The organism is Algoriphagus sp. (assembly GCF_030694375.1).
GTDB lineage: Bacteria > Bacteroidota > Bacteroidia > Cytophagales > Cyclobacteriaceae > Algoriphagus.
Genome location: NZ_JAUXYL010000010.1, coordinates 1 through 13,452 on the forward strand (window position 1 = coordinate 1; position 13,452 = coordinate 13,452).

At 39.3% G+C, this 13,452-nt stretch carries 9 protein-coding genes; 7 read left to right on the top strand and 2 right to left on the bottom strand.

Annotated features, from left to right (window positions below; all coding sequences use genetic code 11):
- Positions 1–177: 177 nt before the first annotated feature.
- The 4 genes from Q8M62_RS03285 (at position 178) to Q8M62_RS03300 (ending at position 6,062) form a co-directional block, all read left to right on the top strand.
- Positions 178–1,563 carry an SIR2 family protein gene (locus Q8M62_RS03285; RefSeq protein WP_304899653.1) on the top strand — a complete coding sequence of 462 codons (1,386 nt, stop codon included), beginning with the start codon at positions 178–180 and terminating at the stop codon, positions 1,561–1,563.
- Positions 1,564–1,797: 234 nt separating this feature from the next.
- The gene (locus Q8M62_RS03290; protein ID WP_304899564.1) at positions 1,798–3,000 is read left to right on the top strand and encodes a DNA cytosine methyltransferase; all 1,203 of its coding nucleotides are present in this window, start codon (positions 1,798–1,800) and stop codon (positions 2,998–3,000) included.
- A gap of 1 nt (position 3,001) precedes the next feature.
- The gene (locus Q8M62_RS03295; RefSeq protein ID WP_304899565.1) at positions 3,002–5,674 is read left to right on the top strand and encodes an ATP-binding protein; all 2,673 of its coding nucleotides are present in this window, start codon (positions 3,002–3,004) and stop codon (positions 5,672–5,674) included.
- Position 5,675: 1 nt separating this feature from the next.
- On the top strand, positions 5,676–6,062 hold the full coding sequence (locus tag Q8M62_RS03300) for a hypothetical protein (RefSeq protein WP_304899566.1): 387 nt from the start codon (positions 5,676–5,678) through the stop codon (positions 6,060–6,062).
- A 205-nt stretch (positions 6,063–6,267) separates the two neighbouring features.
- On the opposite strand, the gene Q8M62_RS03305 is transcribed toward Q8M62_RS03300, so the two are convergent.
- Together Q8M62_RS03305 and Q8M62_RS03310 are read right to left on the bottom strand one after the other, a co-directional pair.
- On the bottom strand, positions 6,268–6,606 hold the full coding sequence (locus tag Q8M62_RS03305; protein ID WP_304899567.1) for a helix-turn-helix transcriptional regulator: 339 nt from the start codon (positions 6,604–6,606) through the stop codon (positions 6,268–6,270).
- A complete protein-coding gene (locus Q8M62_RS03310; RefSeq protein ID WP_304899568.1) occupies positions 6,603–7,001 on the bottom strand; it encodes a helix-turn-helix domain-containing protein in 399 nt (132 codons plus the stop codon). The genes Q8M62_RS03305 and Q8M62_RS03310 overlap by 4 nt, the downstream gene beginning before the upstream one ends.
- 176 nt (positions 7,002–7,177) lie before the next feature.
- Here Q8M62_RS03310 and Q8M62_RS03315 point away from each other — a divergent pair, with 176 nt between their 5' ends.
- The 3 genes from Q8M62_RS03315 (at position 7,178) to Q8M62_RS03325 (ending at position 13,361) form a co-directional block, all read left to right on the top strand.
- A complete protein-coding gene (locus Q8M62_RS03315; RefSeq protein WP_304899569.1) occupies positions 7,178–7,363 on the top strand; it encodes a hypothetical protein in 186 nt (61 codons plus the stop codon).
- A 767-nt stretch (positions 7,364–8,130) separates the two neighbouring features.
- Complete coding sequence (locus tag Q8M62_RS03320; protein WP_304899570.1) at positions 8,131–10,164, top strand: TlpA disulfide reductase family protein; 2,034 nt, start codon at positions 8,131–8,133, stop codon at positions 10,162–10,164.
- A 2-nt stretch (positions 10,165–10,166) separates the two neighbouring features.
- A complete protein-coding gene (locus tag Q8M62_RS03325) occupies positions 10,167–13,361 on the top strand; it encodes a SusC/RagA family TonB-linked outer membrane protein (protein ID WP_304899571.1) in 3,195 nt (1,064 codons plus the stop codon).
- Positions 13,362–13,452: the final 91 nt, after the last annotated feature.

Here is a 13,452-nt window from a genome sequence, read left to right on the forward strand (position 1 = left end):
GCGAAAAAAGCGAAAAATTAACCAAGCCAACCTTTAACTTCGCCTTCCAGAATTCCACTTTTCTGACCCAAAAATCCAAGTAACTCTAGGGGGTCAATTTCCAGCGGCGACAGGGGGTCAATTTAATCGGCGTATGCATTAGGAGTTCCTAATTCCCATCACGTCTTGTATGGGAAGTTGTTAAAGAAGGGAGTCCTTAATTCAATTTGTACTACCAATTTTGACCTTTTGATTGAAAAAGCCTTGGTCAGTGAAGGTTTTGAGAAGGGAGTAGATTTCGAAAAATATCATACCGAACAAGATTTCAGAAATTTTTATTGGGCGATTGAAAAGCCAAAGCTCATCAAACTGCATGGCTGCGTTACTGATAGGGAGGAAATAGGAATAACTCTGGATATCGTTGCAGGGTCTGATTCTTCCATGCATCGAAATCAATTGGTGAAGGAGTTTTTTAGCAAAAAGTTTAATGATGTGGTCATTGTAATTGGCTACAGTTGTTCTGACATATTTGATATATCGCCTCAGATTGAAGCAGTAGCCCAAGACAAGAGCGAAATTATTTTTGTTGAACATAAAAACGGAAAGCTAGATCCCATCATCAAAGAACTGAGTAAGTGCGGCGATGATTTTCCTTTTAAATTTCACCCTGGCTTCAAGGTGACTATCGATGCAAATCATTTTTGTAACCTTTTATGGAATACTGTTTTAGAGGAGGATTATCAAGTTATCCAAGGCAAAACTAACTGGGAAAAAATTGTAGAGTCCTGGATAGAAAACTCTGTTTTTGAAAATGGTCATATTGTCAAATACATATTGCCAGCAAGATTGTTCTTCGATATAAGCCAATATGAGATATCCCTTCAATATTGCGAACTTGGAAAACAAGGGGCACAAGAAACCGGAAATTTTAAAGCCTTTTACAGTGAGATGGGGAATGCAGGAATGGCTTTAAATGCATTAGGCCGATTAGATGAAGCATTGGAATATCTGAAAAACTCTATTGTAGGCTGTCGAATGGTTTCAAATCAAAAAGGAGTCATTGCTCAATCCCAAGTGCTGGGACATATCTTCAGGAACCGTTTGGAATATGATTTAGCCCTTCAAAGGTTTCAGGACGCATTATTGGCTGCTGAACAGATCAAAGATCAATTCAGTATTTGTACCTCAATTGGCAATTTATGTTCAGTGTACAACCATATAGGACACACGGCTGAGTCTGAAATGTTGATTAATAAAGGAATTAAAATTGCGAGAAGGATCGGAAACAAGCAATCGGAATGTGCGATGCTTTGTCACTTGGGAATCGCCAACTTTAAAAAGGGAAATTCCTCTGCTTCCCTGGAGTTGATAAAGGCAAGTTTGCTACTGGCTCAAACTATCGGTGATGAAAGATGTGAGGCTATGGCCCACCTTAATCTTTCGAATGTTGAAACAAACAGTGGCAATAAAATCAATGGAATAAATCATGCCCGTTTGGCGCTTGATATAGCAGTGAGGTTAAGATTATTGCAGGAGGAAAAAAAAGCAAGATTTTTATTAATGATGTACGATTTACTTGGTTAACAGTAGGATATCTGAAACTAGAAACACGAAAAGCTGGATATTAATTATCACCTAACTTTACTTTTTTTGAAAATTTTGAAAATCACTAATTTTGCTGCATTTTGTGCTTAGTTCAGGCAAGCTTTGTTGGAAAAAATCTATTACTTACGACGCTTTTTTTGAAGCCTGACACAAATTGACAGTAAAAATTCATAGTTCCGAATTCACTTCAAATGAATTTGGGTTGTTTTATATATGGAGAAAAAACCTACCTACATCGATCTTTTTGCTGGATGCGGCGGCCTTTCTTTGGGTCTGCACAAAGCCGGCTGGAAAGGTGTTTTTGCTATTGAGAAAAGTCCAGATGCTTTCGCTACGCTGGAACACAATTTAATAAAGAAGAAAAAGCACTTCGATTGGCCGGGGTGGTTAGATCCAACCAACCATGATATTAATGAAGTTCTCGAAAACAAGTCAGAGGAATTAATTGGGCTAAGAGGAAAAATTGACCTTGTGGCTGGTGGTCCTCCATGCCAGGGATTTTCTATGGCGGGTAGAAGAGTAGAAAATGATTCTAGAAATGACCTCATCAATTCCTATGTGAATTTTATAGACTATGTGAGACCAAAGCTGATATTTTTCGAGAACGTAAGGGGGTTTACTCTTGGGTTTAAAAATAATGATACGAAAGGAAGAGCATATTCTTCCTACGTGGTAGAAAAGCTTGAGAATTTGAATTATACGGTGAAGGGAAGACTTATAGACTTTTCTAATTATGGAATCCCGCAAAAAAGAACTCGATTCATCCTTGTTGGAATTCAAAACGAATTTCTTGCTGAAAACCCGACGATCAATAAGAATACGTTCTTTGAGCAAATTGATCAGAACAAAGACGAGTTTTTGAAAAGAAACAACCTGATTATCAATCCTACCCTTGAGCATGCGATCTCTGATCTTTTGCAGACTAATGGGGAAATAGCCTCAGAAACAAATAACTTCAAGCAGGGAATGTACGGAGAGGTTGAATCTGAATATCAAAAATATGCCCGAAGATACAAACATCTCAATAGCCCCGTTGACAGTCATAGATTTGCAAAGCATACTCCAGCCATTCAGGGTAGATTTGAAATAGCTTTGCAAGAGAAGCTTACTAGCGCTGAATACCGGGAGAGATTTCAATTGAAGAAGAGCAGTACAAAAATTTTGCAAGCTGCTAAACCCACTCCTACAATTACTACGCTTCCTGACGACTATGTTCATTATTGTGAGCCCAGAATAATGACCGTTCGAGAATATGCTAGAATTCAATCTTTTCCAGACAGTTATGAGTTTAAAGGGAAATATACCACAGGCGGTAAAAGAAGAACGCAGGAGGTTCCTAGGTATTCTCAGATTGGAAACGCTATTCCCCCTTTATTTGGTGAGCAAGCAGGCATTGTACTTAAAGAATTAATTTAAAATGGGGGACATAAAAGATTTAAAAGAGAATTCACGTTTGGGGGGAGATAATAAGAATAATAATGAACTGTTTTTTAAAACTAATGTACAACTCAAAAGTATTATTGGAAAAGACCTTATCAATGATGATAATATTGCCATATTAGAATTAGTTAAAAACTCTTTCGATGCAGATGCTAAACAAGTTAAAGTAAAATATTATAATCTTAAGGAAAATGATGATAAAAACACTGATTATTTCTCCATAAAAACATCAAGATTATTAATTCAGGACGATGGTGTAGGAATGGATATCAAAGATATTCGTGATAAATGGCTGAATATTGCGTATTCTGAAAAAAAGATAAATAGAACTCAACATAACCGAAGAATGGCAGGTGCCAAAGGGGTTGGGAGATTTTCATGTGATCGGCTTGGAGAATATTTAAATTTATATTCCAAAACTAAAAGTGATCCCAATTATATCAAGCTTTCTATAGATTGGAAAAAATTTGAGATTGAGGATGAAGATACAGAGATTCAATCTATACCCCTGCACCATGAAATATTAACTCCTAGAGAATTTCAAGAATTAGGTTTTATAGATTTTAAACATGGTGTTTTGCTTGAAATAATAAAATTAAGAAGTAAGTGGGCTTATACAATACTAGACAAAAAAGGGAAGCTTTTAACTTGGGATGTTTCAAAATTTGTTGAGTTAAAAAAATATTTGGAAAAGCTTATAAACCCTAATCAAGCTTTCGAAAGCAATGATTTTGGTATATGGATAGATGCTCCTGAATTTGAAAAAGAAAATGGAGAATTAGAAAAGCATGAGAAATTCATTGGAATAGTAGAAAATAGAATCTTTGAAGAACTTGATTTTAAGACAACATCCATAGAAGTACAAACCACTAAAGGTGGAAGTGAAACCCTAACAACACTTAAAGATAAGGGTGAGGTGGTTTTTTGGATAAGGGAAAAAAACAATTATTTTCCTTACGTAAAAAATGCAAAAGCAACTATTTACTATCTTAGTACATACGCTAAATCTTTCTTTACTAAACAAACTGGCATAAGGTCAGTAGATTATGGTTCCATTTTTTTATTTATAAATGGTTTTCGAATTCCTCCATATGGAGATGATGAAAATGATTGGCTAGGAATAGACCATAGAAAAGCGCAAGGACATAGCCGAAATATTGGTCTGAGAGAAATTGTTGGTCAAATAGAAATTTTGGACGAATCGAATGATTTTCAAATCATTTCAAGCAGAGAAGGAATTGTTAAAAATGATAATTTTAAGCAATTAGTTCAGTCTTCAAAAAATAATAGCTTTTTCTTCAAGGCATTTCGAAGGTTAGAAAGATATGTAGTAGAAGGTTTAAATTGGGACAGCTCAATATACGATAACAAAGATGGCGAAGAGAGCAATACTTTAAAGGAAATTGAATCAAAAATAATTTCAGGAGCAATTTCTGAAGAAGAACTAATTTTCAGGGAGGATGAAAGAACAAAAAATAATCGAATTTATACGACAATCCATTCTATAATATCTGCAAAAGCAATAGATGTAATTGAACTTTATATTAATGAAAATCTCATAACTCAAAAAATTGAAGAGGAAAGAGAAACTTCTGAAAGAGAATTTAAACAGCTTATTGAAGATTTCAGTAATAAAAAAATTGATGCTGATACACTTAATAAAATATTACAAAAAAAAGCTTCAGAGAATGAGGAGCTTGAAAGGCAATTAAAGGAGTTTTCTAAATTCACCACGAATGATGCCACCTCAAAGGCTATATTGGAACTTCAGAATTATCAAAGCACAATAGAGGAGCAGACAGAACTTATTAAAGACTTGCAATTTCAATTACAGGAATTAGTGCGGCAAAAAGAATCTGCAGAAGTAGAAAAGGAAAAAGCACAATCAGAAGTAGAGGAAGTAAGAAAAGAACTTGTAGAGACAAAATCACAAAATTTGTTTTTAAAATCTGTTAAATCTCAAGACTTTAATGATGTTGTTAATTTGATGCATCATATTGGCATATCAACAGGAACTATTCAAAATTTCATAAAAGGAGCTATTTTTAAATTGGATAATAATTTGGCATTTGAAACTGGTGAGTTGAAAAACGTATTTAGTAAATTAAATTATGAATTGAATAAAATATATTCAATATCGAAATTTGCAACAAAAGCTAATTTTAAAGTTGAGGCAAAGGATTCTGTATTGGATTTAGTGTCTTTTATAGAGCAATATTTTATTAATATTATAAAGCCTTTTTTGCCTAAAAAGATTGCATTGATAGTTTATGAACATGATGTGAGAGAATTCATAACTGTTTTTAAACCAATTGAATTGATAATTATTTTGGATAATTTGATTAATAACGCAAAAAAAAGTATTTCAGAAAGAGAGAAAACCAAATCTGAGTTTTATAATCCAAAAATAGAAATTTCGTTCTTTCAAGTCGTTGATTCGGAAATAAAGTTGTCAATTAAAGATAATGGGATAGGTATTTCTAAAAATAATGTTGACAAAATATTTGAATATGGATTTACAACTACTGAAGGATCTGGATTAGGTTTAACACATGTAAAGGAACTGATTGAGAAAATGCATGGAGATATATATGTTAATAACAATTACGCTGATGGAGCAGAATTTATTCTTACATTTTTAAAAAAATAATATGAAGCAATTTGTAATTTTAATTTATGAAGATGATGCAACTTATGTTGAATCATTAATGTACAGTTTAGACGGAAAGATCAAACTTAAAGGTAAGAAACTAGTAGTTCATCATAAAGAAAACGGTGATTCTCTTGATCAGGATCTCAATGTTTATTCTCCAAATCTTATAATGGTTGACCATGACTTGGGGGCAACTACTGGAGATGACTTAATTCAAATTATTGATTCTATGCCAGAACATAATTCTGTGTCAATATATTATTATTCAGGTGGCGAAACTTTAGATGATTTAGAGGAAAAAGCGAGAAGGCATAAATGTAATATTCGTTGTTTTACTAAAGAAGGTGATAATCTTGATATTGCAATACTTGGATTAGTTGAATGAATTTTGTAATTTCTGTTACCTACTTTTGATATCAATATTTGGTAAAAATCAGATTTTAATTTAAAAAAATAACGATGAATTAAATGGAAATATGATTAAAAAGAGAGAGTTTTAGCTAAACTTTGTCCTTTTCTCTTTTTTGGGTACTCCAGAAAAGGGTTGTAGCATTCTATTTTAAATATTGATACATAGTTTTCCAAAGTCTTTATTTTAACTTTTGTATTTCTTTCTTTAACTCATCATTTTCAATCATTAATTTTTCTATTAGTTCTTTGAATCCGTAATTGTTATTATAGGTTGTAATCGGACCACTATGAGAATTTGGTCCATGATTATAATTAGTTACAGATAATCCTTTTAAGAAGAACAATGCAGGATCAACTTTATAAAAAGATGCTAATTTTCCTGCTTGTTCAGTTGTTACCAACTGCTCGCCATTTTCCATTTTTAAATATTCCTCAACAGAGATATCCAATTCTGCAGCTAGATGTTCTGGTGCATAGTTGTGGCTAATTCTAAAAGATCCTATAACTGTTAAACTCATTTTACTTTGGTTAATTCTTGAATGATTGTAGTTAATTTTTCTATTTGATTTTCCAGATTAGAAATGGTTTGGTTCTTTTCTTGGAGCATTTTTTCATAGACTGATTTTAAGAAATCTGTTTCACTGCTGTTATTATTATAAGTTTTAAAATTTCCACCGTGACTATTTGGACCTGTATTGTAATTAATCACTGGCAACTCCTCTGATAGAAAATAATCTGGCTTTACATGGTAAAGGTCTGCCAGCTGGTTGATTCTTTCTACGGTTAGCTTTGACTTGCCTGATTCAATACTTGAGTAGGTTTTTTGGTTGATGTTTAGAACATTGGCGACGTATTCCTGAGAATATTCCTTTGATTCCCTCAAGATCCGCATGATTTTTTGTGGTTTTTCCATATAAGGCGTTTTTTGAGTGGATTACTTCTTTTTCAACTAGGATACTTCGATTTAAGGCTTTTTAGCTCTTTAAATTTTAGAATATTTGCTCGTAAGGATTCTTAGTTCAATATAGCCAAGTTTTGACTTAGTCGAATACAGAAATCCAAAATTCTGCAAGAAAATATTGACACCTAATGTCCGAAAATCTATTGTTCACAGCGCAGTTTACTACCCATGGTTTAATCGCCAATGGCTTAATAAGCTGTTTAAGAGCTGATTTTCTGGACGGCATAAGCTTTCTCAGTTCCTTGTTTTCCAAATTTATGGGAATTGTTGGATATGATCATATCTATCCGCTCAAACCCAAAAACCCGATTTAAAACTTAACACACTTTTTCTCCCAGATTGCTCCCGCACGTGCGGGACTACCACTATTGATCCGGGAGTGACGAAACGATCCCGATGTACACGGGAGTTCTCCCAGACCTATTAAGATTGCTGCCGAATGGCATGGTGGAAATGATTCATTTCTTTAATGTATCAAGGATTCGTCATTGCGAGAAGGTCATTTTATGACTAAAAGACCTAATTAAGAACAAAAACCGACGAAGCAATCTCCTATTTAAGACTGCTTTGCTTCGTACCTCCGCTCGCAGTGACGTAGCCATAGTATCAAGATGGTTTACGACCAAAATCCAATATTTCACCATCATGAAAGCACTAGTCAACATTTACATTTCCGAAGGAGTCCAGGTCTCCTTCAAGCAGATTCAAAAGAACGTGATTAAAAACCCTACCTGATTATTTCCTTTTTTTCCGATCAAGAGGATGCGCAGCCTTGAGCAGATCGGTTACCATACACTCAGGTCAGCAAGCTCTGAATAGCTGGTCGCGCTGACAATTCAATCTATTTCTTAACCTGAAGCTGACAATTCGTGATAACGAGGTCGGGTGGGAGACTTGTGCGCCGTGGCGTAGGTTTGTCTGATTAGAGGCAAGAAGCTAGAAATAGCCAATTGTTACTTGCATTGCCTCAATCTCTACCTGAATCCCGCTATGGTCCATGGTCTATTTGCTATGGATTCACAGCCGTGGACCGTCGACCGTCGACCAAAGAATCCTCCAGCTTCATTAACCACTTCAAAGCATGAACAAACTACTACTCACATGCTTCCTGGCATTGCTATGCCTTGTCGGGAGGTACCTCGTAGCACAGAGCAAAGTTGTGCGATCACCCGGGGCTGAACTTCTTCATAGGTCAGACAGCCCCAATCGGGGAGGAGCAATCCTTCCCGATACTTTCCTCAATTATTCGAGTGGGGCAGAAATCTCCAGTTCACCACTCCACAGCAGTGGACCGCGGTCGGTGAGCCTGTCGAATCCGTGGACCGTCGACGGTGGACCTGATTTTCAGACTGATTCGTCGCTCTTAGGAGCTCCTCGCAGTGACGGCCCCGGATTGCGTCATTGCGAGAAGGTTTCTTTAGGTTCAAATGACCTTCTAAGCGTCAAAAACCGCCGAAGCAATCTCTTTAAAGGGAGTGGTGTTTCTACTCTTGAGACTGCTTCGTCGCTCTTAGGAGCTCCTCGCAATGACGACAACAGAAACTTGACTGCCGTACCAGATGCGACACCACAACTTGCACTTGAGCTAAGTGGAGAAGAATCATCCGAAATCCGAAATCCCAAATCCGAAATCGAGGGATTGCTGTATCTGGAAATCACAGCTGCGGATTTGCCCGACACGCTTTGGGTTACTATCTGGGAGCACCTCCTGAGTGAAGCCTCTGCAGTGACTCCGGGAAATACCCTTCCCATGATCAGAGAAATTGGAACATACTTCGAAGGCAGTGCCGGCACAGCGGTATTTTCTGTCGAATTGCCCGATGAAATAAAAACAGGCTATATCTCCATTGCCTTAAATAAAACGACCCTTGCCGGGCAGTGGAGTTTTACTGCGGGAGATCGGGTTCGGATCAGATTTGACCTAAAAAGTGGAAAGGCGCTTTTCGGTGGCCCCAAAGCAGCATATTACAGGACGCAATACCTGCTGGACCAGGCTTTTCAGGAAGAGAAGTTTAATACAGATCCCATTCTGATTGCCAATAGGAGTGAAGGGCTCTTCGCTGATTCTGCTTCCAATACGGCATACCAAAAAGCTACAACTAAAGCAGCGGATATCCATGTCAGGATGAAGGTACTCGTTCCCAAAGAAAACGGCTGGTCTCACCTACAGGAATACCTAAGCAAACCCATTGATCTCCATCCTGCCTACATCATTCTGAAAAATGCTTCTACTGGGTTGACTGATTCGGAACGGGAAAAGCTGAATTCCCGGATCAGGGGTGAAATCCTAAGCACCGCCGCTAAAAGAGCTGAACGCATTGCCGATCAACTCGCGTCAGATAAAGAAAAAGGAAAAGCCTTTCTGGATTGGTCCAAGGAACTTCAACTAGATCAAATCAGGAGCTCCCATCCGCTCCTTGTGCAGGGAGTCAGCAGATTGGAGATTCTAAAGTCAAAGATTACCGCTGACAGTCTTTTGGTTCAGCTGACTCAATATCCCACAACTATTAGGGACGAACTCTTAGGCTACTTTCTGCTGAGTAATTACAACCGGCTAAAAGAAAATCTGGATGCCTATTTACTTGCTGGTATCGGGCTGGTAAGTACTCCCTGGATCAAGTCCAGACTGGAATACCTCCATCAGGTGCAATTGGGGCCATTTCTTTCCGAAGGCCTCTATGATATCGAAGGCCTGAAAGTTGACCTCCGCCAATACCAGGGAAAAACGCTTCTGCTCCATTTCTGGATCTCCGGCTGCAAATTCTGCAGGGATGATTACCAGTTGGCATTAAAGCCACTGCAGGAATTGTTGGAATCCAATGAAGATATCCTGCTGGTGACGGTCAATGCAGATGGAGGCGCAGAAACCTGGAAAACCAGTTTAGCCACCGGAAATTACACTTCTCCCAAAATGCTCAACCTACGGGCAGAAAAGGGGACTGGGGTTCTTGACCGCTACAAGATCCATTCCTTTCCCCAGAAAATGATCATCGATCCGGATTCTAAAATCCGGCTACAGACACTGGATAAAATGGGCCCCGTGCAGCTTCAGTTGCTCTTAAATCGGACTCAAAACAATTCAGAATTATCCTTTTCATCATCCCAACCCCAATAACTATGAGAATATATCTATTGATTTTGATTGTATTTGTCCTGCTCTCGGGACAAAGTATTGCCTTGCAAAACACTGAAGGCAAGCTCTACGGTACGGTTAAAGATACCGATGGACTGGCCCTGCCGGGAGCGCTCGTTTACCTGAATGGGACGGATTTTCGCACCATTACCAATGAAGCGGGAGGTTTTGAGCTAAATCTTCCTTTTGGAAAATACACCCTGTTGGTTTCATACATCGGGATGGAAAATTTCAGGTCCGAAGTGGAAATTCCCCTGACGGAACCATTAAACATTACAATGAAGACCAGTGAACAGGAACTCGGGATGGTAGAGGTGGTGTCAGATGGTTATCAATCCCTGCCGAAGGAAAGGGCTACGGGGTCTTTCGCCCACTTGGACAGCCAGCTTGTACAGCGAAGAGTGAGCGCCAACCTGATTGACCGACTGGAGGATGTGACTCCTGGACTGGTTTTTAACCGGGGGATCTATGCGCGAAACGAACCCATCACCATCCGTGGCAGAAGTACCATTAATTCGGATACTTCACCGCTGATTATCGTGGACAATTTCCCTTATGATGGGCCTTTGGAAAACATCAATCCCAACGACGTGGAAAGTATCACCGTCCTGCGTGATGCGGCGGCTGCATCGATCTGGGGTGCCAGGGCAGGAAATGGTGTAATCGTCATTACCACGGTAAAGGGGAGAGCCGGTCAGCCGATGAAGGTTAGTCTCAATTCCAATGTGACGGTGGCCGAGCACCGGGATTTGGGTTATCTGCCCAGAATGAACAATGCCGACTTCATCGAAATCGAGAAGGACCTTTTCGGTAGGGGGTTTTACAGATCCAATGAAAATAATGTCAATAAACCCAAGCTTTCACCTGCAGTGGAAACACTCATTGCGCTGCGTGATAAAAAAATCACCCAGGCAGAAGCGGATGCCTTGCTTACGCTGTATGGAAATTCAGATTTGAGAGAGCAAATCACCGACTATTACCTCCAACCTTCACTGCATCAGCAGTATGCATTGTCTATCACAGGAGGAAGTGGAAGTCATGCCTATCAGGTTTCCCTCGGCTATGATCAGAACCGGGCGGATGTCATCGGGAACTCATCCAATCGCTGGACACTCGGCTTGGGTGACCAGTGGCGGGGACTAAAGAATAAGCTGGAGCTCGGATTTGGGATCAATTTGGCCAACCAGAATTCCCTGACACAAACGGTAATCCCTACTGGGTACGTCTATGACCGTATTGCCGATCCAAGTGGCAATCCACTTCCAATCGCAGGAAATTACAGTACCCGGTATGTTAATTCTGTTCAAAATATGGGCTTGCAGGATTGGAATTATGTACCGCTTGAGGAGATCGGAGCACTGGACAGAAGGAATCAAGCCTATGATTTACGGATCAATCCATCCATCCAATACGCAATTACACCCGAGCTCAAGGTTGGGTTTTTTTATCAGTATTGGAGAAATATGAATACGGCTAGAAACCGGGATCCCCTCTCGGTATATTCTACCCGTGATCTGATTAACCGATTTACCCAAAGAGGAACGGACGGAAGTCTATTCACACCTGTTCCTGTCGGAGATGTATTGGATGTGTCCCAATCCGATACCTACTCACATACTTTCAGGCCACAGCTCACCTACCAAAAGGAATGGAAGGCAAAGCACCGTTTGAACGGTTTGGGTGGCCTTGAAGTGAGAGATTTACAGGGTTTGGATTGGGCAAGCCGCTACTATGGGTATGATGATGATCTTGGCCTAAGTGTCCCGGTAGATTTTGGAACTATCTATCCTTTGTTTTATAATCCCGGTCAGCGATCATCCATTCCATCGGGGATTTCTCACGGAGGAAGAGTGGATCGCTTCGTCTCCTATTATGCCAACCTGGGCTATGGACTGGAAAATAGATACTTCCTTAATGTCAGTGCCAGAAAAGATCAATCAAACATATTCGGAGTTGAGGCAAATATGCGGGGCGTACCACTCTGGTCAGTAGGAGGGGCTTGGATTATTTCGGATGAAAAGTTTGCCAAAGGCACAAAAATGCCCTTTCTGAAAGTTCGGGCAACCTATGGATATGCGGGAAATGTGAATAAGAGTTTGTCTTCATTGCTTACTGCGAGATATCAGTCGATTTTGTCTTCAAATCTGCTTCCTCAAGTGAGGGAAGCAGCGATATTAAATCCCCCCAATTCAAGGCTTCGATGGGAAAAAGTCAGAACCGTTAATTTAGGACTGGATTTTGAAACCCAAAATGGATTTTTTGGGGGAAGTGTGGAGCATTACCTTAAGGATTCGAGAGATCTTATCGGGGAATTCTCATTGCCTGCTGCATCTGGACAAACCAGTTTAACTGGGAATTTTGCCTCAAGTCAAGTGAGAGGGACAGATATTACACTTTCTGCTCACTGGTTTAGAAAAGGAATCAAATGGAGTTCCCACCTGATTTACAGTTCCGTCAGAGAAAAGGTGACAGAATTTGAACAAATCCCAACAGTTGCTAACCTCCTCAGTATTGCCAATACTTCAATGCCCTATCCAATCATAGGACGGCCACTTTATGGTATATATTCTTATGCTTGGGCTGGGTTGGATGCTGATTCCGGTGATCCCATGGGGCTTTTGGACGGAGAACCAAGTAAGGACTATTTAAGGATGTTTCAAAATGCCACCATTGACAATCTCCAATACCACGGTTCTGCCCGACCCACTTCTTTTGGGGCATTAAGAAATGAAGTGAGCTATAAAGGGTTCCGACTTTCTGTTAATGTTTCCTATCGGTTTGGATATTTTTACAGAAGGCGATCAATTAATTACAATGATCTGCTTAGAGGGCTTCCAGAGCATGGAGATTATCACAATCGCTGGATGAAACCAGGAGATGAAGCGGCGACCTTTGTTCCCTCCCTTCCCGCGACAGCCAATCAACGCAGGGAGGACTTTTACACACACTCAGTGGTTTTGGTGGAGAAAGGTGACAATATCCGCTTGAATGATGTGCGGTTTTCCTATAGGCTTTCCCAAAAAAGCTTAAAAAGCCTCCCGTTGCGGTCTGTGGAATTCTATACCTATGCCAACAATCTGGGAATTTTATGGAAAGCTACCGATGATCCTTTGGATCCTGACTTTCAGTCTTCCAGAGCACTGAGATCTATTTCTTTTGGATTAAGAATGGATTTTTAAATCAAACAAAAGGGTAAAAGGAAACCGGCAATCCTCATACGGTTTTTAGTTGATAAACCCAAGACGGTTTCCCGATCACAGATTAATGTGA

Excerpts from the sequence above, each read along its gene's own strand:
- Q8M62_RS03305 (WP_304899567.1), bottom strand. The coding sequence starts at position 6,606 with ATGAGTTTAACAGTTATAGGATCTTTTAGAATTAGCCACAACTATGCA.
- Q8M62_RS03320 (WP_304899570.1), top strand. The coding sequence starts at position 8,131 with ATGAACAAACTACTACTCACATGCTTCCTGGCATTGCTATGCCTTGTC.
- Q8M62_RS03300 (WP_304899566.1), top strand. The coding sequence starts at position 5,676 with ATGAAGCAATTTGTAATTTTAATTTATGAAGATGATGCAACTTATGTT.
- Q8M62_RS03310 (WP_304899568.1), bottom strand. The coding sequence starts at position 7,001 with ATGGAAAAACCACAAAAAATCATGCGGATCTTGAGGGAATCAAAGGAA.
- Q8M62_RS03315 (WP_304899569.1), top strand. The coding sequence starts at position 7,178 with ATGTCCGAAAATCTATTGTTCACAGCGCAGTTTACTACCCATGGTTTA.
- Q8M62_RS03290 (WP_304899564.1), top strand. The coding sequence starts at position 1,798 with ATGGAGAAAAAACCTACCTACATCGATCTTTTTGCTGGATGCGGCGGC.
- Q8M62_RS03295 (WP_304899565.1), top strand. The coding sequence starts at position 3,002 with ATGGGGGACATAAAAGATTTAAAAGAGAATTCACGTTTGGGGGGAGAT.
- Q8M62_RS03325 (WP_304899571.1), top strand. The coding sequence starts at position 10,167 with ATGAGAATATATCTATTGATTTTGATTGTATTTGTCCTGCTCTCGGGA.